The organism is Vibrio jasicida CAIM 1864 = LMG 25398, assembly GCF_000400365.1.
Taxonomy (GTDB): Bacteria; Pseudomonadota; Gammaproteobacteria; order Enterobacterales; family Vibrionaceae; genus Vibrio; species Vibrio jasicida.
Genome location: NZ_BAOG01000036.1, coordinates 38,413 through 64,650, shown reverse-complemented (window position 1 = coordinate 64,650; position 26,238 = coordinate 38,413). Strand labels below are relative to the sequence as shown.

Annotated in this window: 25 protein-coding genes and 1 riboswitch; of the genes, 9 read left to right on the top strand and 16 right to left on the bottom strand. The window is 45.0% G+C overall.

The window, feature by feature from the left end; translation table 11 throughout:
* Positions 1-123: 123 nt before the first annotated feature.
* Positions 124-264: riboswitch (FMN riboswitch) on the bottom strand.
* 122 nt (positions 265-386) lie between these two features.
* The 6 genes from VJL_RS10270 to VJL_RS10245 all read right to left on the bottom strand — a co-directional run bounded on the left by VJL_RS10270 (position 387) and on the right by VJL_RS10245 (position 5,743).
* The gene (locus VJL_RS10270; RefSeq protein ID WP_005442468.1) at positions 387-1,004 is read right to left on the bottom strand and encodes a PGAP1-like alpha/beta domain-containing protein; all 618 of its coding nucleotides are present in this window, start codon (positions 1,002-1,004) and stop codon (positions 387-389) included.
* A gap of 59 nt (positions 1,005-1,063) precedes the next feature.
* Positions 1,064-2,920, bottom strand: a complete 1,857-nt coding sequence (locus VJL_RS10265) for an MFS transporter (protein WP_038877676.1) — start codon at positions 2,918-2,920, stop codon at positions 1,064-1,066.
* Between the two features lie 183 nt (positions 2,921-3,103).
* Positions 3,104-3,463: a hypothetical protein gene (locus VJL_RS10260; RefSeq protein WP_038877674.1), complete on the bottom strand. Its 360-nt coding sequence runs from the start codon at positions 3,461-3,463 to the stop codon at positions 3,104-3,106.
* Positions 3,464-3,473: 10 nt separating this feature from the next.
* Positions 3,474-4,211 (bottom strand): helix-turn-helix domain-containing protein, encoded by a 738-nt coding sequence (locus tag VJL_RS10255; RefSeq protein WP_009704793.1) that lies wholly within the window; start codon positions 4,209-4,211, stop codon positions 3,474-3,476.
* A 1-nt stretch (position 4,212) separates the two neighbouring features.
* The gene (locus tag VJL_RS10250; protein WP_038877672.1) at positions 4,213-4,866 is read right to left on the bottom strand and encodes an HD domain-containing protein; all 654 of its coding nucleotides are present in this window, start codon (positions 4,864-4,866) and stop codon (positions 4,213-4,215) included.
* 106 nt (positions 4,867-4,972) lie between these two features.
* Entirely contained in the window at positions 4,973-5,743 is a 771-nt protein-coding gene (locus VJL_RS10245; protein WP_038877670.1) for a YMGG-like glycine zipper-containing protein, read from the bottom strand.
* Positions 5,744-6,278: 535 nt separating this feature from the next.
* Here VJL_RS10245 and VJL_RS10240 point away from each other — a divergent pair.
* Positions 6,279-6,461, top strand: a complete 183-nt coding sequence (locus tag VJL_RS10240; RefSeq protein ID WP_009704791.1) for a hypothetical protein — start codon at positions 6,279-6,281, stop codon at positions 6,459-6,461.
* A 50-nt stretch (positions 6,462-6,511) separates the two neighbouring features.
* Here VJL_RS10240 and VJL_RS10235 read toward each other — a convergent pair whose 3' ends face one another.
* The 6 genes from VJL_RS10235 to VJL_RS10205 all read right to left on the bottom strand — a co-directional run bounded on the left by VJL_RS10235 (position 6,512) and on the right by VJL_RS10205 (position 14,371).
* Positions 6,512-7,789 (bottom strand): cytosine deaminase, encoded by a 1,278-nt coding sequence (locus VJL_RS10235; protein WP_038877668.1) that lies wholly within the window; start codon positions 7,787-7,789, stop codon positions 6,512-6,514.
* 9 nt (positions 7,790-7,798) lie between these two features.
* Positions 7,799-9,037: a cytosine permease gene (gene codB / locus VJL_RS10230; protein ID WP_038867329.1), complete on the bottom strand. Its 1,239-nt coding sequence runs from the start codon at positions 9,035-9,037 to the stop codon at positions 7,799-7,801.
* Between the two features lie 939 nt (positions 9,038-9,976).
* Positions 9,977-11,323: a magnesium transporter gene (locus tag VJL_RS10220; RefSeq protein WP_038877664.1), complete on the bottom strand. Its 1,347-nt coding sequence runs from the start codon at positions 11,321-11,323 to the stop codon at positions 9,977-9,979.
* Between the two features lie 74 nt (positions 11,324-11,397).
* Positions 11,398-12,720, bottom strand: coding sequence for an ABC1 kinase family protein (locus VJL_RS10215; RefSeq protein ID WP_038877663.1), 1,323 nt, complete (start codon positions 12,718-12,720; stop codon positions 11,398-11,400).
* A gap of 101 nt (positions 12,721-12,821) precedes the next feature.
* Positions 12,822-14,045, bottom strand: a complete 1,224-nt coding sequence (locus VJL_RS10210; RefSeq protein ID WP_038877661.1) for an HlyD family secretion protein — start codon at positions 14,043-14,045, stop codon at positions 12,822-12,824.
* Positions 14,045-14,371, bottom strand: coding sequence for an MFS transporter (locus tag VJL_RS10205; protein ID WP_005433326.1), 327 nt, complete (start codon positions 14,369-14,371; stop codon positions 14,045-14,047). The genes VJL_RS10210 and VJL_RS10205 overlap by 1 nt, the downstream gene beginning before the upstream one ends.
* 107 nt (positions 14,372-14,478) lie before the next feature.
* Between VJL_RS10205 and VJL_RS10200 the strand changes: the two genes are divergently transcribed.
* A complete protein-coding gene (locus tag VJL_RS10200) occupies positions 14,479-15,480 on the top strand; it encodes an AraC family transcriptional regulator (protein ID WP_038877660.1) in 1,002 nt (333 codons plus the stop codon).
* A 70-nt stretch (positions 15,481-15,550) separates the two neighbouring features.
* Here VJL_RS10200 and VJL_RS10195 read toward each other — a convergent pair whose 3' ends face one another.
* Positions 15,551-16,240 carry a VV20781 family protein gene (locus VJL_RS10195; RefSeq protein WP_038877810.1) on the bottom strand — a complete coding sequence of 230 codons (690 nt, stop codon included), beginning with the start codon at positions 16,238-16,240 and terminating at the stop codon, positions 15,551-15,553.
* A gap of 12 nt (positions 16,241-16,252) precedes the next feature.
* Positions 16,253-17,788 carry a hypothetical protein gene (locus tag VJL_RS10190; protein WP_038877657.1) on the bottom strand — a complete coding sequence of 512 codons (1,536 nt, stop codon included), beginning with the start codon at positions 17,786-17,788 and terminating at the stop codon, positions 16,253-16,255.
* 371 nt (positions 17,789-18,159) lie between these two features.
* Here VJL_RS10190 and VJL_RS10185 point away from each other — a divergent pair, with 371 nt between their 5' ends.
* Together VJL_RS10185 and VJL_RS10180 are read left to right on the top strand one after the other, a co-directional pair.
* Positions 18,160-18,852: a response regulator transcription factor gene (locus VJL_RS10185; RefSeq protein WP_038867340.1), complete on the top strand. Its 693-nt coding sequence runs from the start codon at positions 18,160-18,162 to the stop codon at positions 18,850-18,852.
* A 2-nt stretch (positions 18,853-18,854) separates the two neighbouring features.
* The gene (locus tag VJL_RS10180) at positions 18,855-20,177 is read left to right on the top strand and encodes an ATP-binding protein (RefSeq protein WP_038877655.1); all 1,323 of its coding nucleotides are present in this window, start codon (positions 18,855-18,857) and stop codon (positions 20,175-20,177) included.
* On the opposite strand, the gene VJL_RS10175 is transcribed toward VJL_RS10180, so the two are convergent.
* Positions 20,158-20,814 carry a pyridoxamine 5'-phosphate oxidase family protein gene (locus VJL_RS10175; RefSeq protein WP_038877652.1) on the bottom strand — a complete coding sequence of 219 codons (657 nt, stop codon included), beginning with the start codon at positions 20,812-20,814 and terminating at the stop codon, positions 20,158-20,160. The genes VJL_RS10180 and VJL_RS10175 overlap by 20 nt on opposite strands.
* 80 nt (positions 20,815-20,894) lie before the next feature.
* Here VJL_RS10175 and pdxR point away from each other — a divergent pair, with 80 nt between their 5' ends.
* Complete coding sequence (gene pdxR / locus VJL_RS10170; protein WP_038877649.1) at positions 20,895-22,328, top strand: MocR-like pyridoxine biosynthesis transcription factor PdxR; 1,434 nt, start codon at positions 20,895-20,897, stop codon at positions 22,326-22,328.
* 11 nt (positions 22,329-22,339) lie between these two features.
* On the opposite strand, the gene yjeH is transcribed toward pdxR, so the two are convergent.
* The gene (yjeH, locus tag VJL_RS10165) at positions 22,340-23,602 is read right to left on the bottom strand and encodes an L-methionine/branched-chain amino acid transporter (protein ID WP_038877647.1); all 1,263 of its coding nucleotides are present in this window, start codon (positions 23,600-23,602) and stop codon (positions 22,340-22,342) included.
* A 176-nt stretch (positions 23,603-23,778) separates the two neighbouring features.
* Here yjeH and VJL_RS10160 point away from each other — a divergent pair, with 176 nt between their 5' ends.
* The 4 genes from VJL_RS10160 (at position 23,779) to VJL_RS10145 (ending at position 26,235) form a co-directional block, all read left to right on the top strand.
* Positions 23,779-24,234, top strand: coding sequence for an Lrp/AsnC family transcriptional regulator (locus VJL_RS10160; RefSeq protein ID WP_038877644.1), 456 nt, complete (start codon positions 23,779-23,781; stop codon positions 24,232-24,234).
* On the top strand, positions 24,231-24,608 hold the full coding sequence (locus VJL_RS10155) for a nuclear transport factor 2 family protein (protein ID WP_038877641.1): 378 nt from the start codon (positions 24,231-24,233) through the stop codon (positions 24,606-24,608). The genes VJL_RS10160 and VJL_RS10155 overlap by 4 nt, the downstream gene beginning before the upstream one ends.
* Positions 24,598-25,512 (top strand): LysR family transcriptional regulator, encoded by a 915-nt coding sequence (locus VJL_RS10150; protein ID WP_038877640.1) that lies wholly within the window; start codon positions 24,598-24,600, stop codon positions 25,510-25,512. Before VJL_RS10155 ends, VJL_RS10150 begins: the two co-directional genes overlap by 11 nt.
* A 108-nt stretch (positions 25,513-25,620) precedes the next feature.
* Entirely contained in the window at positions 25,621-26,235 is a 615-nt protein-coding gene (locus VJL_RS10145; RefSeq protein WP_005433441.1) for a LysE family translocator, read from the top strand.
* The last annotated feature ends 3 nt before the right edge of the window (positions 26,236-26,238 follow it).

Genomic DNA, 26,238 nt, shown 5'->3' with positions numbered 1-26,238 from the left:
CATTTTATGTATGCACTGAGCCACCGACTGTAAGACGGCACAACCCGCGCAATAAAAATGCGATCCAAAAAGAAGTGCACCAGTGTTCATCAACACAGAACGTTGAGGAAACCGCTGATGTTTTCTTATTCTCTTTCATCCGGACTATAACCGTCGGCTCTGGCATCTCACCAGATCTGCTGACCTCGACGAATCGAGCGCTCGCGGGCTCACTCAAAAGAGTATACCGCCGGTGGGGAATTTCGCCCCGCCCTGAGAACATTGAATCCAACCAATATGGTTAGAAGTAAAAAACTCCGACACTCAAATGAGTGGTCGGAGTAGAGATAGTACTGCGAACGCCTTGGCTTGAAAAGTAGATTGCAACTACTTGATGGAAAAGTGCGCTATCGGCTGAAGTGATCAGTTTTGATAAAGTGATCAATCTGCGCAGGTACATAGGTGTTGTAGATAAGGCTAGTGTGAGTCTGTTTCGTCTCTATATGATCTTGCATGCCTTCTAAACGTGTTTCATCAACGGTCACTGTGCCATCAGACATAGTGTTGTCTTTATGCATTAGAATCGGCCTAGCGCCAATGCCCATTGTGCCTGCGATGCTGCCGAGCTTTTGTGGGAAAGTCCAAACATCTTCGTGCTTGTTAAGGCCGTGATACGGTGAATTACCAAGCATCGCACCGAATCCCAAATCTTGAATGCGAGTGACGATAGATGCGCCTTTCAGTGGCGAGCCAATTGCCACAACGTGGGACACCAGACTTGTCGATGGTTTTCTGCTCGCGAGGTATCGTTTAATCATCAAACCACCTAGGCTATGACCCACCAACACATTAGCAGTCAGCGGATTAAGCGCTTTGTCGATGGAATCGAACAGCGACTCTTCGTTAATTGAAACCGTGTTGTAACTCAATACTTGGGTCTCGTAGCCCAGTTTTCTCAGCTTTTGGCTAAGAGGCTGCATGACCAGCCCATGCATATAAAGACCATGTAAGATGATGATTTTCATAATGCCTCCTAGATTTATGATGTTGATTTTATCCTACTAAATTATCCATGAGACTACTGTCAGCGAATTAGCAAATCTTGCACTTCTTTTTGTAACAAATGACGATCTAACGTGGTTGGTTGCAATAGCTCACCAATATTGACTTCGATACGAGACCAAAAGCGAGTAGGGCGCTTCGTTAACGCGTGTCCATTCTTGTGGCTGAAGAAAGAGCCCCATAAGCCTTTTAACGCCATTGGAATCACTGGAACCGGTGTACGTTTTAGAATCTTCTCAACACCCGGTCGGAACTCGCCCAGTTCACCATTTGAGGTCAAACGACCTTCAGGGAAGATACAAACTACCTCGTCGTTATTAAGAGCTTGCTCAATCTGTTCGAAAGCTCTTTTGTAAGTCTCTGCGCATTTGCGTGGAGAGCAGATTGGGATAACGCCAGCATGACGAAAAACGTGCTTAAGAACAGGCAGCTCACTGATTGATTTGTCCATCACGAATCGAACAGGACGGGTTGATGTGCCCATTAGAATCAAAGCGTCTACATAGCTCACATGGTTTGCCACAATCAGCGCAGCGCCTTGCTCTGGGATATGCTGGCGACCGGTTACCGAAACTCGGTACAGACAGTGGCTTAGCAAGTAGCTAACAAAGCGCTGAGTAAACTCAGGTACTTGACGGTAAACGTAGATAGCCACGATGAAGTTACCGACTGCCAAAATGGCAAATAGCTCAACAATAGAGAACTCTAAAACACTTAACACCAAGATAGAAACAGCAGCGGAAGCGACCATAAACAGTGCGTTCATGATGTTGTTTGCCGCAATAGATTGAGCACATTCGCCCTCTTCTGAGCGCGATTGGATAAACGCATAAAGGGGAACAATAAATACGCCTCCGCTCACACCAACCAAGAACAAGTCGATCATTACTCGAATATGTGAAGATTGGGCAACAAAGCTTTGTACGTCGTAATACTGACTTGGGAAAGATTCGATTGCAGGTACTGCCCATAGTAGGTCGACACTGAAAATCGTTAAGCCCAAAATACCAAATGGCAGAATACCCAGTTCAACTTGATTGAAAGACAGCTTTTCACATAACCATGAGCCTGTCGCGATACCAACTGAGAACAGAGCCAACAACAGAGAAACCACAGTGCTGTCTGCAAATAGGTGTTCACGAGCAAAATTGGGGAATTGAGTCAGGTAAGTCGCACCCATAAACCAGAACCAACTAATCGCTAGAATCGACATCCAAATACCGCGTTGTTTTTGTGCCAGTTTGAGTGTTTTCTTCAAACCAGTAACAGGTTCGAATTTTACTTGGTCACTTTTCTTACTTGGCAGAGAAGGGATGTTTGCGCTGCTTAAAAAGCCCAGTAGTGACAGCGTAATCACAATGCAAGAGGCGATAAGCATACCATTTGGAATCGCAAGCAATAGACCTGCGCTTAATGTACCAATCAGGATAGAAAGGAAAGTCCCAATCTCAACCCAAGCGTTGCCTTTCACTAGCTCATCAGATTTTAGCGCTTGAGGAAGTAGAGCGTATTTCACAGGGCCGAAGTAAGCCGATTGAGTACCAGTCATGAAGAGTAGAACCAGCATTAGAATGGCACTCTGCGTCATGATAGCCGTCGCTGCACAACTCATGATCACTAATTCAATAAGTTTTAAGCGGCGGATTAACTTGGCTTTGTCCATGTTGTCGGCAATCGCACCAGCGTGGGCAGAAAATAGAAAAAAGGGAAGAATAAATAAGCCCGCTGCAAGGTTAACAAAAAGGTCAACCGACATCGGTAGTGAGTCAATTTGGCTGTAGGTTACCATCAACAAGAGAACATTCTTGTAGATATTGTCGTTCAGTGCACCAAGGCACTGAGTCACGAAATAGGGGAAGAATCGTTTAGTGAGAAACATGCTGGCTCCGTAATTGCAAAAATCGCGTTGAGATGGGAGCACTTTAAAGGTTGCGTTTTAGGAAGCGAGTGTGAAGAAAAGAGTTACGTTATGAGAAACCAAAAGTAACACTTTGCGATACTTTTGGTTTCATGATTTTGTGATATCGCACTGATTGGTGCTCTCATGCGTTACGAGATGAGCTTAGTGTCGAAACCAGACGCTGAGCATTCTCAATGTGACAAACAGAATGAAACCAGAGAGTCCAATAAAGCCTAATGTCACCAAATAAAAGAACAGACGCACCAAGCGAGCTTTCATTCGTTTGAAAAAACCGAGGCTTGGTGTAAGTTCAGGAACATGCTGAAAGCTTGAGATCATCACCCAAGCGGCAAGCGCCCACAACGCAGTTACGCCACTCGGAATAAGATAAGACTCCTTAACAACATCAGAAAGTTGCAAGAGTGTGGCAATGAACACCGCAAAACCACTAAACGCGATGAGTATGAAGAAAGGGAGAATAGGTCTCGTCTTGACCGATAGGCTTTTGAGTTTATCGAGCATCAGGTAGTACCTATTTGCGTTCCCAAGGGTTAAACAACGGGAATGTCCAACGACGCATCGCAATCACCAGAGAGGTACCGTGCTTCTCGTTCATATCCAGTGAATCGTCGCTCTGACAGATCTGATAAAACTCATCAATGACCTTTTGTAGCTTTTGCTGCATCTTCTTGTTGGTTGGCAAGCTCATTAAGCCCGTTGCCATCACTAGCTTTTCATCTTCAGCAGAGAAATAGCTCTGGAAGAAAGCTTCTTGAACTTGTTGCTGGAAGAAACGCTGAATAGGGCCACCTGTGTGCCACTTGAAAGTCGGGGATATACGCAGACGAATCTTGTTACCTGGCAGCAAGTCGATGATATTGAGGCGGTCGAGTTGGGCGAGCTTTTGTATCAGCTCTAACTCATCAAAGGTGTATTGCTCGATGATTTGTTCGAAGCGATAACCATTGACCACACAAACCGCAACCAACAATAAGCCTTTATCATCAACCAGCTGTTTTTCTTGTTCTAGCGTGAGCGACTCCAGCCCTTTGTTGTGTGCTGCTGCCAGTTTAAATAGCTCTGCCATTTCTAACCCAATCAGCTGACAGATACGCTCCAAGCGGTCGAGGCTGATTTGACTGCCTTCTGCCAATAAGCGTTTTACGGAGCCCTCGCTCAGTTCCAAGTGCTGCGCGACATCGACATAGTGCAAGCCAGATTGCTTGAGTTGGCGTTTGAGCTCTTTAATTAGGTCGTGACTTTCCGACATATTAACCTTCTACTTCTTGGCGCAACTGCTCTAGGTAAGACTGCATAAACGCTTTACGCTTCAAACCTTCTTCATATGCTGCTTTGGTGTTCATTGTCTCAACAATTTTAAACAATTTGGTTTGGAAGTGATCGATGGTGAATCGTTTATCTTCCAATTCTCGATGCTCTGCAAACATGTCTTGTTCGTTATATAAGGCGGCATCAAATAACGTGCTCACTTGAATACAACGTGTCACACCAATTGCGCCAAGCGCGTCTAAGCGGTCTGCGTCTTGGACGACCTGAGCTTCCAACGTATTTGGTGTAATGTTGGCGCTAAAGCTGTGAGATTCGATCGCGTGGGCGATAGCGTCATGGTACTGAGCAGGGTAGTCGATGCTTTCTAGAAACGAAATCGCTTTGGTTGCCGCAATCGTTGAGCTTTGTTTGCGGTTCGGGTGATCTTTTGGGTAAGTAAAGCAATCGTGCAGATACGCAGCAGGTAATACAACGGCTAAATCTGCGCCTTCTTGTTCTGTTAGCTGACGAGCGGTTTTGACTACGCGTTGTACGTGACTGAGGTCGTGAGCGGCATCAGTTTGCATCTCTTGCAGCATAAACTGTAGGAACTGGGGCTCAAATTGGCTGAGCTCTGCTAGGTTGAGTTGAGACATGGATTTCTTCTAAAAAATAAAGGCTTAGACAGAGTATGCCTAAGCCTTTATTAAATTGCCAAATGAGGCGTTGTTATTGAGATGTTGCGAAGAAAGCCTTGTTGTTTTACAGGGTGCGAGTGAATCGGAACGTTTGTACTTTTTGTTCTGCTCCGTCGATGTAAGCGTAGCTATCGATGGTCCAAACGTTTGGACCTGCAAAACCTAGCTCGACACGCACATCACCCGTCGGAATACCTTGGTAAATGACGTCGTTAATGTTCATCGGGTAGAAGTTGTAGCGATGGTTTTGTGATTGTTGTTCGCCAGCAAAAGCAACCGATACATCTTTTGCTTCATTGGTCAGCGTCAATTGGTAGCCTGCTTGTGGATCGAACGTGAACGCGGCATTAAGGTCAACACCTTGCGAGTTGGTCACCTTAACATTTGCTTCTGTTGTTTTTGCTAGCGAGCCGTGTGCCGACAAACCTTCTAAGCCTTTGAAGTCGCGATTGTGGTTCTGGATATTTACGTTCCAATCACCTACAAAGTTATCGATCTCTTGCCACTGTTGCGGGGCATTGGTTGCTGCTGTGTTCTGACCACCGTTAATACCACTAATCGCGTCATTGCGGCTGTCGTGGCGAATGTTGTCACGGTTATTGTGAATATCCGCGCCCGCACCTGCGACACCACCGGCGACACCACCCGCAACTGCGCCTTTCACGGCAAGCTCAGCATCCCCCGTCAAAGCGCCCATCGTCAGACCTAAAAGTGCACCACCTGCAGCGCCTTGTTTTGTTAATGCGTTTGGATCATCTTCTCCCGGAGTCACGCATCCTGCAAGTAGGGGAAGAGATAGCGCCGCGACCAATGTAGTTTTGTTGAAAATGTTCATGTATTTCACTCCGAGATGTTTGGTTCGAAGCTATTATTGAACGCTGTTTGATTAGGAATCTACTTATCTCGCTGATAACCGACAGTTATCACGCAAAAGTTTTGTTTGCTATAAGGCTCAAAATTTTTCTGTTTGGCTCGATTTGATGGAGGCAAAGAAAAGGGTCAACATTGCTGCTGACCCTAGGTTTTATTTTATTCTTTATTTTATAAGCACTAATTTTGACGTTGTTAGTGTTAAATCTGTGTTTGGGCGATTTGCGGCATTTTAGTATAAAGCTCAACTAACTCCTTAACTTTAGTGTTTGTTACGAAGGAGTGCAAATATTTATTACGCAAATTGTCTATATTATGAAATTTAATTTGAATGCAATTCACAAAATTTCACATTCAAAAACACATTCAAACCATGAAGTGTCTCAAGTTTGAGCCCACCATAATTAGGATCTATCTTTCATGATCCAGATCAGTATTGATATCTCTTTAGAGGGATAGCATTCACGCGAAAATTGATAATTATAAATTGAGTCCGAGATATGCAGGATTTATATGAGCTAGAACGTAAGTTGGTGGAATACGGCGCAGATATGAAAGGCTTAAAGGTTGTACCTGCCATTGTTGATGAAGATGGCAAGGTTGTTTATTTAGGGAATACGCCTTCGTTGCTAAGGAATGTCATTAGTTGCCGTAGACACCTAACACAGCGCGTGAAGAAATAAAAAAAGGGTCTGATTCAATCAGACCCTTTTTTTGTTTAAAAGCTCAGTGATTAGCGTTTGTAAGTCACTTGCTCTTGCTCACCAAGGTGAATGTGTGTTGTCGCAGGCTGTGTTTCTGCAATCACTTTACCGTGACGAACAGAGTAACGAACTGGCACTTGACGACGTACTGCGTCAAAACCATTTTCTGCAGGAAGAATCAGTAAACTACCTGGCTTACCTGTTTCAATGCCGTGCTTGTCTTGAATGTTCAGTGTACGTGCTGAATTCGTGCTGATCAGATCCAGTGAGTTGTTGATTTGGTCGTAACCCATCACCTGACACACGTGCAGACCCATATGCAGCACTTGTAGCATGTTTGCAGTGCCTAGTGGGTACCAAGGATCGAAGACATCATCGTGACCAAAACACACGTTGATGTTCGCATTCAGCATTTCTTTCACACGAGTCACACCACGGCGTTTCGGGTAATCATCGAAGCGGCCTTGAAGGTGAATGTTCACCAATGGGTTTGCAACGAAGTTGATACCAGACATGCGTAGCAGACGGAACAGGCGAGATGCGTAAGCACCGTTGTAAGAGCCCATAGCCGTTGTATGGCTTGCAGTTACCTTGTGACCCATGTTGAACTTGTGCGCTAGCGCAGCAAGCGTTTCAACAAAGCGTGATTGCTCGTCATCGATCTCATCACAGTGTACGTCGATCAAACGGTCGTATTTCTGTGCCAGTTCGAAAACGTAGTGTAGAGATTCAATACCGTACTCACGAGTGAATTCAAAGTGAGGAATCGCACCAATAACGTCAGCACCCAACTGAACCGCTTCTTCTAACAGTTCTTTGCCGTTCGGGTAAGACAAAATACCTTCTTGCGGAAACGCAACGATTTGAATGTCTACCCACTCTTTCATTTCTTCACGAACTTCTACCATCGCTTTTAGGGCAATTAGGGTAGGGTCAGAAACGTCAACGTGAGTACGAACGTGCTGTACGCCGTTTGCAATTTGCCACTTAAGCGTTTGCTTCGCGCGTGATTTCACATCTTCAATCGACAACATCTCTTTGCGCTCAGCCCAACGCTCAATGCCTTCGAAAAGCGTACCTGAAATGTTCCAGCTTGGCTCACCTGCTGTTTGCGTTGTGTCTAGGTGAATGTGAGGCTCACAGAATGGAGCGACAGCCATGCCGCCCTCTGCATCAAGCACTTCACCTGTGTAATTTAGCTCTACATTATTGTCTTCAATACGCTTGAATTGACCATCCTCAATCAAAATTTGCTGGAGACCTTCCTGTCCCTTTAGCGTTGCGTTCTTGATCAATAGTGTTGTCATGATGGTTCCTTACGCTGGCTGCTGTGCCAGTGTCTTTTTATTAAGAATAGGATTTAGAATCAGGTAGCTGATTGTGCCGCCTAGTACCGCATTCACAGGCACGATACCCGGAAGGAAGTGACCTGCTGCAACACCAATCGCCACAGCGATAATGCCAGCCCAGTTTACCGTTTGGAACTCTGCTGCTGCGAAATTTGTGTAACGTTTACGGTTCATGAAGAAATCCGCAATGATTACGCCACCAATTGGTGGAATTGCAACCGATAGGAAGGTTAACCAGCCTACAAAGTTATTGTACAACCATAGTGCACACAATGTACCTACTAAACCGTTCGCCATTGAGATGTATTTACTTGGCAAACCAGTGATGTTGGAGAAGCCCAGGCCTGAGGCGTAAAGCGCGTTGTCGTTGGTTGTCCAAATATTCAAGCCAAGAACGATGATAGCTGGAATAAGAAGACCTTGCGCGATCATCACTTCTGAAATGTCTGATTGACCCGTTACCGCTGCACCAGCTGCGCCAAAGATGAACATCAGTGAGTTACCGATAAAGAACGCCACCATGGTGACCATCACTGCGCCTTTTGGCTTTTTGCCGAATCGAACGAAGTCTGCGGTTAACGTACCCGCACTGACAAATGAGCCTACGACCATAGCAAGAGCGACAGAGAAATCGATTGGCTGCGAAGGTTGTACTTTTTGAAGTTCTGCTACGCCACCAACGCTATTTACTGCTTCCACTACCGAGTAACCGCCTAGTAGGGCAATTGCTGGTACTGCAATTGCCGATAACACCATAAGTGCAGAGATACCAAAGTAAACCGTTGCGGTCATGAGTAGACCAGAAATGATGATAAGCGTGTTTGTATCGATGCCTGTTGCCTTGTTCACTGGAATCGCAAACATCGCTACGCCAACACCAAACCAACCAACTTGTGTACCGCCAAGAAGTGCGGAAGGAAGCCAAGAGCCTTTAGAGCCAAAAGAGAAACGAGCAAGGAGGTGAGTAGAGAGACCAGTAGAAGCGCCGATGTAACCGAGGAAGGAAGTGTAAATACCGAGGATGAGGTTACCGATGAGAACAGCGAGGAAGAAATCGTCAAAAGAAAGGCCAGTACCGAGCGAACCGCCCGTCCACATACTTGCGGAGAAGAAAGTGAGTCCCAACATAACCATGGTTAATGAAGCAACGCCCTTTCTGGCACTGTTAGGAACTGGTCCTAGACTGTAGTTATTGTCTGCAGCCATTTTTACCTCCGCAAAGAAAATTAAAACTAATTATCGATCCCAATTTCTGGGCAAACGGCGCGTATTATCGTGATGTAAATCTCATAGTCAATGAGTTTTTTGTCATTTAAACGTTTACTTTACGCTTTTATGATTTTAAGTCCTTTATAAACATGAGGTTATAATTTATTTGTGGAATGAAAAAAATTCCAGTTTCTACAATCTACGGTGGGTAAATATGTAATGAAATCGGTATCATTTGGTTCATGGTGGTATTTAAGTTGATTTTATATGTTTGTTTATGAATGTATGAAATGTTGGGTTTTTGGCATCAAAAGCAACCGTTTTCTTTTGGTGGGCGTTCTACTTTGTTCATAAATCAAACTTAAATTATGGAAGCTGAATGTAATTATGATGCCTTAGTGTTTAAATGCTGCTGAGTTGATTGTTTTAAGTGGTTTTTGTTTGTGTTTTCTTTCATGTAATCGGTTGTATTTTTTTGTTGGCTGCGCGTTGGTCAATAGTGGAATGGTGAAATAGCGATTTTCTGATACAAAAGAAGTTAAAAAGTAATGGAAACGAACTGGGTTGATGAGCATTTATGCCCGCCTAGAAAGTATTTTCTATGAGAGATAGTTGAGTTCTGAAAGGCTGGAGCGGAAGTGAAGGTGAATGTACAAAGTACAGATAAAAAAATAGCCAACCGCAAAGAGTGCGATTGGCTTATATACTTGTGAACAAATTGAGTTCACTAACAACGTCAGTTGGCTAGGTGACCCTCGGCTTAAGAAGGGTCAGTCATACTAATGCAGTTAGTGTGCCAACTTTATAACCGCCTAAAAATCGCGGTTTCTGTGACATAGGTTGCCTAAAATCCCTCGCTTATTGCAAAATGCAATTTCGTTTTGCAATTTGTAATTATAATGCTAATGATGAATTAATTAACTAGAGCAATCGTTTTTACAACATTACTAGGCTTGCTGTTCCTAAAAAAGCGAAGAAGCCGACCACATCTGTCACGGTAGTCAAAATGACGGAACCAGCTAAAGCAGGATCGAGTTTCAATTTATCCAGAACAATAGGGATCAAAACACCAAATAGGGCTGCTGTTATGATATTTACGATGATAGCTAATGCGATGGTGCCGCCCAGTACGGTTGATTGGAACCATAAACCCGTCAGCCCACCGATGATCAGCGCCCAAAGTAAGCCGTTCAAAGAACCAATACCAAGCTCGTTTTTCAAGAGTGCAAAACGGTTACCCGGAGTGATCTGGTTTAACGCCATAGCGCGAATCATAAGAGTAAGTGTCTGACTGCCCGCGATACCACCCATAGAGGCAACGATTGGCATCAGAACGGCGAGAGCAACCACTTGTGAAATTACGTCTTCAAACAACCCGATAGTGACAGAGGCTAAAATAGCGGTTAGCAAGTTGATGCCCAGCCAAACCCCACGCTTTTGAGAGCTTTTTAATACCGGAGCAAATAAGTCATCGCCTTCATCCATACCCGTACCAGCCATTAAACGCGCTTCGTATATTTCACGCTGCGTGCTTAATGCGAATTGCCAATCCACTTCACCGATTAAGGTTTGGTCGGTATCCGTTACTGGCAACGCTGGCAGGGGGCTATGCTCCAACGCTTCTACGGCCTCAGATAATTCCATTTTACTGTCGAGTACTGTGACGGTTTCTATCGCTAAGGTTTTAAGGCGAACGTCTTCCTCACTACGCAAGATTTCATAGTAGTTCACCGCGCCACGAAACTGTTTCTTACGGTTGATGAGATACACCTGCTGCGGTGTGTCGTAACTGTAACGCTCCATTAGGCGTCGAGCTTTGCCAACCGTGATATTAAAAGGGAGAGTGATGATCTTACGCTCAGCCCAGCGGCCAAGTTCTTCGTCTTCGTATTCGTTGGCTTGATCGTAGAGGTCGAGTTCATCTTTCTCAATCAACTCTAACGCTTCATTGATAAACTCTTCAGGCAGAGAGTCTGCCCATTCGATCAGAGATAAGTTATCTAGCTTGGCTAAGGTAAGCTTTAGCTCAACTTCAGAAAGTGCTTCGATGATCGAAAGACGTACTTCTGCACGCATTTCTGTTAGTACATCGATGTGCAACTCCATAGGTAATGCGCGCCACAATCTCACACGATCATCGATCGGAAAGGCTTCGAGAATCAGCGCAACCGCACCGGGTTCGAGGCCGCATTCGATAGAATCATTGAGAGCGGTGATTTGCTCCGCTTCTTCTGCTTGGACAATTTGTTCAATTAGAGTGGAAAGGTCTTGAAACTTACTCAACGAGCACCCCGACAGTCAGATTATTCTTATAGGCAGCGGATCAAGGTACTCGAAAGTAGCAGAAAAACAATAGCCTATTCGTCAATAATCTGTAGGTAAGGTGAGACCAGTTGGCGAATGTTTACTTTTGCGCCAATACGAGCGGCGAGCAAGTACATGCCACCGATTTTTCTGTGCAGGAATAGTGCATCCGCTGGTGGGGTGTGCCAGTACTCTTGCTTCATGCTTAGAATGGTGCCGGCTTCTCGGAGTTTCTGAGCTAGGCCACTGGCTTTGAAGTCGTAAGGTTCATCAACCAACATGGGTTCACACGCCATTTTAACTAAGTCGAGAATTGCTTGGCGCTGTGCTGGCAGGATGGTTTGGCTGAAGAAGCCAATCTGTTCAAGCGCGTCATTCAAGCCTTGTTCGTCATTATTCACGACAGATGCAAAGGCTTGGCGGTAGCCAGTACTAAATCGTTCGCTGTATTCGCGAGTCGCCCCAAAGTCTAGCAAGCCGATTTGACGAGTGTTTTCGATATATAAGTAGTTAGCAAAGTTTGGGTCGGTTTGTACCATCTTGAATTCGAACAGTTCTCTGAACAGTAATTCGAGTAGGCTATGCATGACAAAATCTCGCGTACTCTGATCATAATGTTCGATTTGCTCAATCGGACTACCATCAATGAATTCCATCGCGAGAACGGAATCGGAGCAACTTTCAGTATGGATCTTTGGCACAACAAAATGAGGGTGCTCTTTCAAAGCGTCATGATAACGAATGGCAAATTGCGCTTCTCGTGCGTAATCGGCTTCATCATGCAGTTGCTTTTTCGCTTCTTCGAGCAGTCCTTTGTAGTCGACGGACTCCGGAATCAACCCAACGACTTTGAGTAGTGTGCCGACATTATCGACGTCGCTATCGATACTTTTTCTTATGCCTGGATATTGCACTTTGACGGCTAGATTATCACCTGCATCGCTGTAAGCCTGATGCACTTGTCCTATTGAGGCGCTGGCAATAGGCTTAAAGTTAAAGGAGAGGAACTCGGCTTTCCAGTTAGCACCAAGTGAACCTTCCATAACACCGTTCAGTTGCTTCGCTGGCATTGGGTCTGCGTTGGAGCGAAGGCGTGAGAGAATATCGGCGAGTTCAGGTTCTAAAACATCACCAGCATCCATTGACAGCATTTGACCGAGCTTCATTGCAGCACCACGTAAGTGCGCTAGTTGGTCGGTTAAGCGCGCGATGTTCTGCGGTGTCAACAAGAGGTCTTTCGCTTTTGGTTTGTTGCCTTTGGCGATCTGCTTCGTGCCTTCTGCAATTACATTGCCTGCGACACGGGTAGCAAGTGAAGCGAACTTGCTGAATCTTGAGATGCGATGGGTAGGTAGGCTTCTTTCCTTTGCCGACATGAATCTTCTCCGTTGTTTACTAACTAATTGTTATACGGGAAAAGTACGTGCTTGGATACAAATGAAAAGAAAACCGCCAGCGGAACTGGCGGTTTGTGAGTTTAGATAGAGTAGAAGAAGTACAGTTGAGACTTCATTCGGATGATGATCCCGCGAATCACATCCAAGAAGGCCATGAAGCCTATCGGTTTTTCACCGCTGACCCATGCAAGGCCAACAGAGCCAACAGGGATGTCGTAGCCTTCTGGCTCATCAATCTTAAGACGAACAAAGTGGTGTTTGTTCTGCAAGTTTTTACCAGTTGTCACGCGAACAGAGTCATCGAACCCCATCAGGTTACCTTGTGATTCACCTGTCGCCTCAACAATACCTTCGACGGTTGCTGAGAAGATCTTACCTGGATAAACCGAAGAGGAGAATTCCGCAGGTTGACCCGGTTTGACGTTACGAATCGCTTGGTGATTTACTCGCATTAGTACGTACTTCTCGTTGGTGTACATATTGATACGTGGCATCGCCGATACACGCTGACCCTCACGCAGGATAAAGTTAGTCACAAAGCCATCGCTAGGTGCGTGCACTTTGGTGCTGTTCAAATCCCATTGTGCTTTTGCGATTTGCTCTTCCGCTTGACGCAATTCAGCCTGTTTCGTTTCAACCGCTAGCTCCGCTTTATGAATCGCCAGCTTCGCACGTGAAATATCGACTTGTTTCTTCTTGATTTGAGATTCCAGAGTCAACACATTGTGGCGAGCCATGTCTACCGTGCTCGACTGTTTGTCGATGTCGCTTTCCGTAATGGTGTTTTGCACCACTCGGTTTTGCTCAACATAACGATCGAGCATCTTTTTCTGCAATTTGTAGTCAACTTTCGCTGCTTCCAACTGACTCTTTGATGTTTCTAAATCTTGAACAAGCGCTTCATGGTTCGCTTCTTCTATGGCGATGTCACCTTTCGCTGTTGCCAGAGCCACTTTGGCAGAGTCCGCCGATACACGTGCTTGATTCAGTGCGATTTCATATTGCGTTGGGTCGAGTTCGTAAATGAGCTGACCTTTCTCAACTTGTTGATTTGGCTTGATGTATATGTGGTCAACTTTGCCCTTCACGTTAGTTGAATCTGGGCGCAATTGAACATGAGGAGATTGCACCACTGAACCGCCGGACAAATCCATCGGAGTGAAGTTAATCAAGCCCACCCATACGAACATCAGCCAACCCAAACCGCCAAGGTAAGCGAACGATTTGGTCGCTTTGTTCCAAGGCATACCGACTAAACGGAGCAGATAGATGAAGAGTGCCCATACCGCTAAACCTTCTAACATTATGCCTCCTCTTGTGGCTGTGTTTCTGTTTGCGGTTTACTTTTCCATGTATCACGCAGATTGATGATGGCTTTTTCCATATCAACGAATGCAAAGATCACGGCTAGCACCCATACCCAGTGCCAGACAAATCCTATCCAGGTGAGGGCAGTGATAAGCCCTATCTGATGATGGTCCTTGCTGTGCGCCTTATTAATAGGCAACTCATGGATTTTCCAAAAGCCGTAACACGCGCCTGCAACACTCGCGATTAAAACGACGGCAGCGACAACATGTAACGCAGTATCTGCGCCTGTTCCGACAAATGGGACACTCAGTAAACTCATTAAACACTCCTCTATCAAACTGTTGGCTTATTTTGAGCAGGAATTGAAATGGATGAGTCTTTGTGACACATTCAATCACTACAAGATGAATTTTGATGTGATTGGTTATGAAAACAGTTCGATTCATTCGCGCGATGGGCATTTTAAACATGCATAACCTTGCGTTATCTAAATACAATTTGACGTCTGATGAGCTTGGGATTCCGTCTTCAGTCTTCCATAACCCTATGACCTTGATTCCGTTGAAAGCGGTCAGTGAATGGTATCAACGGATTGAAAGGATGAGTGGTGATCCAGACGTAATATTGAATGTCAGCCGAGATATCGATTTGCAAAAACTTGGACCTGTTGGGCGTTGGTTGTTTTCTGGTAATGATCTAGCCAGCACAATTCGACGTGTGAACTATGGCGTGAGTAACCTTCAGTCTGGGGCGTTCTTTGCTGGAGCACAATCGGGCAAGATCATTAAGTGGACGTACGACAATCCCTTTATTGATACCAATATAAAGGTTCACGATAGTATTCGTAGCGCCATTTTTATGATTAAAATTCTTCGAGAATTTCTAGGTAAAGATTATAAACCGCTTCGCGTATTGGTTTCTGGTTCAAGGAAGAATCATGATTTGTATCGAGAGTATTTCGGGTGCGATATCGATTGGAGCCAACCTAAGACAGAAATATGGATTAACGGTGATGACCGTCTTGCTTCTCGGCAGGTAACTCATCGTGAAGACAACCGTTTAGCGATGAGCTTTTCCGACTTGGATGATTTGCTCAATATGCCCGATCCAGAAGATGAACTGAAAGTGATATATGAAGTGGTGCACTACAGCAGTCATTACGGGTTACCAACGTTAGAGCGAGTATCTTCTCTGCTTGGTTTATCTGATCAGCAGTTTCAACGCCGTTTGCACAAATTAGGGCTCAACTACTCGACGGTCTCAGGCTATGTATTGAGCAATGTTGCGGCAGGGTTATTGAGCAAACGCGTGAGTATTGATGATATTTCTGTACGCCTTGGTTATACCAATGTGGCGAGTTTCAATCGCATGTTCAAAAAACATCGTGGGCTGACGCCAAAGCAGTACGCGGCGCGCCTAGAAAAATAGCGTGACAAGTCATGTATTAACAAAAAGCCCTCTAGGTTGAGGACTTTGGTTCTTCTATGTTGTTAAGCGCTTATTCTTCTGGACGCCAGCTCAGTGCGCTCGCAACGGCACCAATAGCCACCACGTCTTTTTGTTGATCGCTAAGCTCGGGAAGCATTTGCACTGCGATTGTACCGTTGGTTTGTACCGCAGCAATTTCTTGTGTGCCTTGCTTGAAGCTGTAACCCAATGGAATATCTACCGCCATCATTGAATCAGGGCTTGTGTGCACGGTTTCTACGTTGAAATGCGTGTTGCCAACGCGAACGCTGCCAGTCTCTTTCTTTTCTAGACTGATATCGATCAGTGCCGATTTTGGCTTCATTGCAAACTCACCGACTTTGACACCGTCTTGGGTGATTTGGCATGTGTAAGGGTCGTTTCCACCAAAATCAACACCCATGTAGTTCACTGACATACCACCACCTGTGCAGCTCAGTAACCAGGTTTCGCCGCTGTCTACGCGAGTCACTTCTGCACCCATTGCGCCTTCTTTGAACGAGATGCGATTGAACCAGCTTGAGTTCGAAGCACTGCGCGAGTATTTACCTTTGTACTTACCGGCAAAATCAAATCGACCATCGGCTCCGAATCCCCAAAAATCGCCGTCGGTTTTTACCAACATTTCTGGTTGCGCTTTTACTGCATCAGTACGATCCATGACGGCAAGGCCACCACAGCCAACAAGGATTAGGGGAGAAAGTAGAGTAAGTTTCTTCATGTTTTTCATCGTTTATAGCTTCGTTACGTCTAAAGTTTGGTCGGTGAATTGGATGTTCTGAATGTCGTATAGCTCGTCAGTGCCTGTGCTAGGACACTCAACAGTTACATTCTTCGCTTTGATAACGATACATTCCGCCAGTTTGTGTGGCACGATGTAGGTGTTGATGCCTCCTTCACCGTAAATACTGTTATCTTTGTTGTTGCCTTCGAAGGTGTTGTCTTGATCGTTACCGATGACATTGATTGCTTGGTCGCCAACGATCTTTACCTTTGTGAGCCACTGAGATTTGTAGGTGTATGCTTCTACCAAACCGTCTTTGTTTGGTGCCATACGGAAGGTAGGCACTGTGCCTGGATTCGTCTTCTCCGTGTAGAGTTTGACGCCAGCAGAGTCGATGTTCGCGGTGTATTGCAAATATCCGTGGAATAAGCCGCTAATCCAATCAACCGCTTGCGGGTCTTGGCTTTGCATTTCCTCACGCGTTAAAGCTTGGTAGCCGTCTAGGCCTTGCCCGTTTGCTTTTGCTACACCCATGTAAGCTTCAAAAGCAGCAGCAAAATATTCATGAGAGTAAGAAGGGCCGGTTTGCTTAACACGCTCCGGGTCGAAGTCGTCCGACTCCCAATCTTCCCAGTCTCTTTGTGTAGGACGCCACACGGTGGGCTTGCCAGCTTGCATATCGGAATAGATACTCAGTGCATGTGCTTGAATGCCGTTTTGCAGTGACGAAGTCGACGCGTTAGGCGCAATGCCTTGCGCTTGAACCAAATGTAGAATCTCTTCAAAAGCAGCGTCTCGGTCAGCATGCTCACCCAGATTAGCGCAGTAATCGGCAAAGTTGCTCATGTAATGGCAATCGCCTTCAACGGTCAATTCGCGATACATTAAAGATTGACTGTTCATCAACCAGTTTGGTGTGTCTGCGCTGTTCATTAAGGTTGTTGCAATCGAATCGACAAGTGAATCTAAGTCCTCTTCGCTAAGTGCCATCATGTCTTCCACAAACTTTTCTAAAGAACTGGTATCAAAAGTGTGCGTTAGACCTGAATCAGCAATTGCGTGGTTCAACTTGCCTTGACGAATAAGCTCACTGACGAAAATTTTTGTCAGCATCTCATCATTTTGATCGTCGTTTTTAGTCAACATCAATGTCGCGTCACGTGCTGCTAGTGTCTTAGCGATGCGAGATTTGTCGGTACCGTATTTAGAATTCGGTTGGGTTGTGAGTAGGTGCTGGATAATTTTTGCGGCACGAAAGATTTTTTCATTGTTCACACCATTGTCAACCGCAACAATATGAAATGCATCATCATTGTTGGCTTCAGAAAGCGAGATTTTTACATAGTGGGTGAAGCCAGCATCAGCAGCTACCTTCAACTCAGTAGGAAACGCTGTAGAAACGACATTAGGGATGATAACGGTGCTCAATACTGGGGCTGGTGGCGTAGTCGTTGTCGATGTTTTCGAGCTGGAGTCACTACCACCGCAAGCCGTAAGGCTTACCGCGCACAATATTGCCAAAGGGGATAATTGAGCGAATTTCATTTTTTGTATTACTCACTGACTGAAGGTTCGCCCGAGAATCTATGAGTAACAGGAATTTCTGTCTATATGGGCAAATGAAGTCATAACTGTTGGGAATGAATTCTTGTAAGGTTTTTAATTCGACTAATCTAAAATAATAATGGATTTATGTGTTAAATTTGCATTAAGTTTTAGCTTAAAAATCTTTTTAATCATAATTGTGTGGTTGGTAATTCCATTTCTGGTTTTATTAGCTGTGCGTGTTTTTATAAATGTATGGTTTGTAAGTGTTTGTAAGGCATTTCTTGTAGGAAAAAGTGTCAATAGAGTGGGTTGCACCCTACAAATCGGACGATATACTTCTTCTGTTTTATAGATGGAGTGAATAAATCATGGTTAGCAATAAAATCTTGCTCGTAGAGGATGACTCTGAGATCGCTCGACTAACCAAGATGTATCTAGAAGCAGAAGGCTATCTTGTCACTATTGTTGATGATGGCTTGAATGCGTTAGACAGCATCAAAGCGTTTAAACCTGATTTAGTCTTACTCGATCTTATGCTTCCCGGTAAAGACGGCGCGATGATTTGCCAAGAAGCGCGCGATTTTTATCAGGGCGTTATTATTGTGTTGACGGCAACTGATGATGAAATGAGTGAAGTTAGCCTGCTCAAATTCGGTGCTGACGATTACTTAACCAAGCCGATTAAAGGCAATATCCTTCTCGCTCGCATTGAAGCTGCTCTGCGTCGGTATCGTCGTCAAGTGGACATGGTTGAAACCGTGGAATTAAGCCGTTACGGAATTGACTTGTGTACTCGCCGTTCTAAAGCTTTTTATTTGGAACAAGATATAGACTTAACTGACTCTGAGTTTGAAATACTCGAACTGTTAATGCTTAACGTTGATAAACCTGTCTCGCGGGAATCTTGTTGTCGATTAGCAAGAGGCATCGAGTATTGCATTACTGATCGTTCGATTGATATGCGAATCTCTTCCTTAAGAAAGAAGTTTTCCAAAGCCCATATTCATACTGCTACCATTAAAACTGTCCGTAACCGAGGTTACATGCTGACGGGTAAATAACGATGTTCTCGACGTTTACTCGTTTATACGTAGGTATCATTTCTGGGTTAGCTCTGACGATCACTTTGTTCATTTTTATGGGTGAAGAGTTCATGCGCAAAACGGAAGTGGGGATATTTCTCGAAGACGGTGCTTACTTTGTTGATCAGTACATAGAGCAACGTGGGACAGAAGACTCGCTTTACAAAAACCTCACCGAAAAAGGAAAACAAGATTTCTTTATCTTCGACCTGACTTTGCTTCATGATTGGGATGGCTCAGCACCGTGCCACCATTGCGAATTGTTGTATCACTTACAAGGTATTCCCGTTTATTTGGTTGATGATACGTTGTACGCCGCCGTTTTTCCTCTGCCCAACACATCAGAAAGCTTAGTCTTTAAAGAGAAAGGTGATTTTTTCAGTCCCGATATAGATTGGGACGAGGATTCAGAGATCATCTTCGTCGTAACATTGATTATCGCCGTGATTCTTAGCTTAGGCGTGATGGTTTATATTCCGGTTCGAAAGTTGGAAAATCAGATTCGTCATTTAACTGCGACTCAACAACAGTTTGGCGCGGGAGAACTGAGTAAGCGCGTTGAGCTTAAGGATTTCTCCGCTCCAATACGCGAATTGGCTTGTGGTTTTAATACCATGGCGGAAGACATTGAAAGACAGGTTCGACAGAGTGTGATTTTCACTCAAGCTATTCCTCATGAAGTGCGTACACCATTAAGCCGTATTCAGCTCGCGACCGATTTAGCACGACGTTGTGAGGGGGCGCAGCAAGCTGAATTGCATGATGATATTGAACGGTATGTCGACGTAGTCAACCATCTCACCTCCGATATTGTGATGTTATCTCGATTGAATTCGAATAATCATTTGATGAACGAAACGTATGAGTTGGTGCACTTACCTCAATGGCTAAAACATCGACTGCACTATCATGATTTAGGGGCAGTGCTGTTGTTGGCTGAAGAAGCAAAAGAAGACCCTATGATTGGTTTGCAACCGACGCTAGGAAATTTGGTTATTGATAACTTGCTGCAAAACGCCAAGCGATATGGTGACGGTAATGTGACTGTGACGCTGAGACAGGTTGAGCATTTTTGGATAGTTGATATTGAAGATGATGGGCCTGGTATACCAGAAGAGAAAAGAGAGGAAATATTTTTGCCGTTTTCTCGATTGGATAAAAGCCGTAACGCTGATATCAAAGGATTCGGGTTGGGCCTCGCGATAACAACCAGCGCCGCGAGGCTGCTCCACTGGGATCTTTCTGTTGGAGAAAGTCACTTAGGTGGCGCGCGATTTACCGTGCTTATTCCGACCAGCGATTAGGGTAGGCTTGGCGGTAATCGGGCGATTGAATACCCTCATATAAATCGTTACACGGTTCAAGTGGGCCTACAACCGTTCGGTACGGTAATACGCCAGCCCAAACGGGAATATCCATGTCTTCTGAATCGTCGTTGACGCCAAAATTGCTTATTTTTACCGATGCTTCGGTCAGTGGAATACGCAGTAGCATGGTGGCTTTGAGTTCTTTCTCATTACTCAAACGAACTTCTTCCGTTCTCCCCGGAGCGATCTGTTCGATAAAGTGATTCAGTAACCTGTCTTTCTCTAGGTTATTCTCCACCATCTCAAATTGCCCAAAGACCACGGCACTACGATAATGCGCGCTATGGTGAAACGCACTTCGAGCCAATACCCAACCATCAAACAAAGTAAAGGTAAGGCACGTTTGCACTCCTTGTTTGAGTGAGCGTAACAATCGACTGTTGTTGGCACCATGGATATACAGGTAATCATCGACACGCCATGCCAACATGGGGATGACTACAGGGCCAGACTCGTTTGTTATTGCAATATGAGCGATCAGGCTTTCATCTATGATGGCGTGCAGTTTGCTAACATCAGAGACGGCTTTATGTACGCCTTTCTTAATTTCCGTTCTATTAGTATTGGATAACATTTTCTCTCCTTATTTGCTCCTCAGTCTTTGATTGCAATGTAGCGTTTAACTGGTAGCTTAAAGAGAGCCAGTTTTAACTAATGGATGGATCCAGTTTGTCTTTGATTGATATCGGTGACCTGCATTTAAAAGAAAGTGATGGAACGCGTCAGCAAGCGTTGTTTTTTGCTATCCGCGAGAAGATTGTTCAAGGATTGTGGGCGAAGAATGGCAAGCTACCCTCTACACGAAAACTATCACAAGAGCTTCATCTCAGCAGGAATACCGTGATTTCTGCCTACGAGCAGCTAGTGGCGGAAGGGTATTTGAATAGTCAAAAAGGTTCAGGCTTTTATGTTGCCGTAGAACTGCCGGAGCAGTATTTACCTGAGCCTAGTTCAATCAAGACGGACTCTTCACCGAAAACCAACTTTGACATCAACCGCGCATTTGCTCCGGGGGTGCCTGATTTGGAGGCGTTTCCGATGGCGCAATGGCAAAAGTTACTTGCTCGCCATCTCTCCCGTTCCTGTTTGCTCGGCAATCAAGATATCCAGGGCAGTTGGGCATTACGCTGTGCTTTAGCTGACTACCTTGCATCAAGCCGCTCTGTGAATTGCTCCCCAGAGCGCATCATTATTACCTCTGGGGCGCAGCAGGCGTTGTCGATTGCGACGATGGTTGTTCTCAAGCAAGGTGATAAGGTTCTGATGGAGCAACCGGGCTACGCACAAATGCGTAAGTTGATTCAATTTCAGCAGTATCAATTTGAGCCTTTGTTCGTACGAGAGAAACTAGGTTTTGATGTGGAAGCGGTGACCACAAGTGATGCCGATGCGCTGTATATCACCCCAAGTAATCAATATCCGATGGGCACCACACTCAATACCGAGCAAAGAGGAAAGATCATCAACTGGGCAGTTGAGCAATCACGTTGGATCATCGAGGACGATTATGACAGCGAATTCCAGTTTGCTCATCGCCCCTATACCAGCCTACAAGGGCTAGCGGCTCAAATGGGTCGAGATGATCGCGTGTTGTATGTGGGTTCTTTCAGTAAAGTGATGTTTAACGGATTGCGGCTTGGCTACCTTGTGGTTCCTGAACGTTTAGTGGAACAATGTTTGGTGGTTAAAGATGCGTTAAGTGGTGATTCACCTACGCACGCACAAGAAGCGTTGGCAGATTTTATCACTGAAGGTGGGTTATTGCGTCATATCCGAAAAATGCGCCGACTGTACAAAATTAAGCATGAACAAATGTGTTTGGGGGTTGAAAAGCACTTTGGCGATAGAGTTGCGGTGATCAGTCAGGCTGCTGGTCTCCATATTACTTTAAAGTGGCAGCAGGGAATTGATGAACATGAATGGACGCAGCGCGCTCAGTCAAAAGGTATTGTGCTGCGTCCGATGAGTTTTTATGAGCATTCAGGTTTTAGAACGCGAGATTGGCAAGGCGCTGTACTAGGCTATGGCAATGTCGCGTTAGTAGATATTGATGCGTTGGTTGAGCAACTCTCTCAGTTGTTTGAATAAGGAGTAGGGTCTTATTCAGTTACCCGTCTAGTGTGCTTTTTTCGCCATTGCCTCCACGGTAAAGAGAGCACGGCAAAAATAGTAACGGCGTAGAGCATAGACCAACCCAAACAAATGAATACTGCTGTACACAGTACAAGAGAAATTCCCGCGAGGATCTTTCCCCAACCTTGTAGCAATTTGTAAGCAGCAAGCATTGCCAATAGATAGACCAGAACAAAAATACCATTCGCGAGTTTGAGGAAAAACTCCAGATCTAAACCAGATAGTGACCCAATAACGCACGAAACTAGCAAAATAACACCAACAACGAGAGTGGCATTTGCTGGAACGCCTCGAACCGACACTCTCGCGATAGCGCTGGTTGGCTTGTGTTCTCTTGCTTGCGCCCATACCATTCGAGAAAGGCTTTGCGTATAAAGGTTTACGCTGGCAAAGCATGCAGAAAAGCCAACCACGCTGATTATCCATTTAGCGTTTTCACCAAATAGGTGGGCGCTCAGCCAAGGGATCGATGCACTATCGAATTGGGCATTGCCGTAAGCACCAAATTTTAGAATGACGACCGAACATGCCCAGTAAGTGATTCCTGCAACAAAACAACCAACGATGATGGCAATCGGGAAGTCCCGTTGTGGGTTCTTAAACTCTTCGCCCATATGAGCAAAAGCTTCTATTCCAACAAAACACCAGAACATCACGCCCAAAGCCGCTGCAATCGACCAAGTTGAATCCATCGTAATGACAGGCATGGTTAAATCGGCAGAACCAACATCGCCTTTCCACAGAAATGCACCGACCAGAGCAAAAATGCTCAGTGCGATAATGGTTTGTAAGCGACCAGAAGATTTTGTGCCGAGCAAGTTGACCACCATTAACAGAGCGACCGTGAGAATTTGAGCGAAAAGGTGATTACTAATGGACTCTGGTAACAGTTGTTGTAAAAAGCCTGCAGCAAGTGCGACAGCAGCAGGCACACCAACAGGAATAACGCTAACGAACAACCACGCCACGCTGCTTTCTAGCTTACTATTAAAGGCTTTACGGACGAAAAATGCTGTACCACCAGCACTTGGATAGCGTTTGCCTAACTGAGCGAAGGTAAGCGCGATAGGGCAAATGGCAATGAATAAAATAATCCAAGCCCAAAGTGAGAAGTGACCTGCAATGCCAGCGGCAATCGCTGGGATCATAAATAGACCCGTGCCCATTAAGGTAGTTGAGAGCTGACCGATTCCGGATATCAGCGTAATGTCTTTTTTGAGTTGTTCCATAACGACCTCTGAACGTCTAGGTAATGCGAGCCACAAGCATATCTAAATTCTGCACAGCAAAATGATGTTGTCGACCGTCAAAATGACGGTTGTTTTGCCGATAAACCGCAAATTGTCGGTTTTCAATAAGTTGTAATTGAGTAGAATGGCAAAATTAAGGAAAGCTTGGTGATGTTATGGACAAATTTGATCATCAGATCATAGACCTATTACGGCAGAACGCCCGTCTCTCTATTACTGAAATCTCAGAGCAAGTTAGCCTGTCACGTTCAGCTGTGACAGCTCGGATCAAAAAGCTTGAAAATGACCAAGTCATCCTTGGCTATCATGCCGATATTGCGATATCTAAAGAGTCGACGATTTGTGCTTACATGGCACTCAAATTTGATACCTCCGCTTCTAGCCATCATTGCGACAATTACGCTAATGACCTGTATAAAATCGATGGTGTTAAATGGTGTCACGCTATTAGTGGTGAAACCGATATGATGCTGTTTGTCGAAGTGCCTAATATCGCGCGTCTCAACGAGATTCGAGATTATATCCAAAGCTATCCAGAGCTTCGTAACGTGATGACACATACCGTGTTAACGGAGTTTTTCAATACCACAGGGAGTAAGTTTGTAAAATGAACGAAAAAGACATCGTCCTCAATTTTTGGAACGTAATGGCAAGCAATGACTTCTATGCGGCGGCAGAGTGTTTGTCAGCTGACTGCGCCGTGATTTGGCCATTAACTAAAGAAGTGATTCGAGGTAGAAAAAACTTTGCAGAGCTCAATTCAGCTTATCCTGCGGACGGGAAATGGACCTTTACTATCGAACGCATCGTGGCTGATGCTGATCAAGTCGTTACCGATGTAATCGTTAGTGATGGTGTACGTTCGGATAGGGTAATTACTTTTCATACTGTCCGTGATGGCCTGATTTGCAAACAAGTGGAATACTGGCCGGAAGATTACGCCGCGGCAGATTGGCGTGCTCAATGGGTTGAGCGTGCTGAATAACATCAACCTGAATCTACTGCGCTCTTTACATGTCCTACTTGAAGAGTGCCATGTGAGCAGAACTGCTGAGCGTTTGTACATCACCCAATCGGCGGTAAGCCGTCAATTAGCGCAGTTACGTGAATTGTGCGGTGACCCTTTATTGGTTCGACAGGGTAACCAACTGATCCCAACACCAAGAGCATTGCTTCTAAAAGAGAAGTTAGATGACTTGTTAGCGGAATTCGATCACCTTCTCGATGACAAGCCTTTTGAACCTGAGGATTGGAAAGCGGAGTTAGTATTTGCATCGAGTGATTATGTCGCCCAATACGTCCTCCCTGATATTGCCTCTCATCTGAGTGGCTTTGCTCCTCATTTAGATATGGCGTACCGACTGTGGCAGCCAGATTTTCTAGATAAGCTTCATGAAACTGGTATTCATATCGCGTCTTCCATGTATCCAGAGAAGCCTCAGGGCGTATCCAGTGTGAAGATTGGTGAAGACTCATCAGTTTGTTTGATGAAAGCTTCTCACCCGTTAGCAAAGCAAGACAGCATCAGTGTTGAAGATTTAATTTCTTACTCCCACATTAAAGTCACAGGTGGTGGGGACAAAGATTCGTACACCGATTTAGCATTAAGAGAGCTAGGTCATATGCGTCATATTACGTTCAAAGTGCCTTTCTTCTCTGCTGCCATCAATCGCTTAGTTTCTAGTGAACATCTGATGGTGGTTCCTGAGCATATTGCGGTCAATCTTGCGAAGCATTGGGACTTGGCCCATAAAGCACTGCCTCTCGAAACGCCTATTCATCAGTATTGGTTAATGTGGCATCCAAAATACGATACGGATCCGGCGCATAGATGGGTGCGGGAAGAGATTCGTTCGGTCATGCAGATTTCAGAATATTCCATTCGATAATAAATGCATTATTTAGTTATGATTTGAAATCATGGTTAGTATGAAAAACTTTGATTTCTAATTATACCTGTTCCGTTGATAGATTAGCGTCAAAGAGGGGAGATTCTTATGACACTAACAGTTTGGTTATCACTTTTTACCGTGTGTTTATTAGGGGCAATGTCGCCAGGTCCAAGTTTAGCGATTGTTGCTAAGCACTCGTTAGCTGGTGGCCGCGTGAATGGTTTGGCTACCGCATGGGCGCACGCGTTTGGTATTGGTATTTATGCGTTCATTACCTTGATAGGTTTGGCAGTGGTACTTCAACAAAGCCCATTGCTATTTAAGACAATCAGTTTGGCAGGTGCTGCTTACTTGGCGTATCTCGGTTTCAATGCTTTACGCTCAAAAGGTGGTGTAGCAGCGAAGCTAGAATCTGGTGAAGAGACGACGGTTTTACAATCGGCGCGAGAAGGTTTTCTTATTTCGATTCTAAGCCCGAAAATCGCACTGTTCTTTATTGCATTGTTCAGCCAATTTGTTGCACTAGGTAATGATCTAAGCAACCAAATGATCATCGTCGCGACGCCATTTGTTGTCGATGGTTTGTGGTATACCTTTATTACCTTGGTGTTGTCTAACTCGCGCGTTGTGGACCGTATTCGCTCAAAGGCAGTATTGATTGACCGACTATCCGGCATCGTTTTAATGCTATTGGCGGTGCGAGTGGTTGTGACGATTTAATTA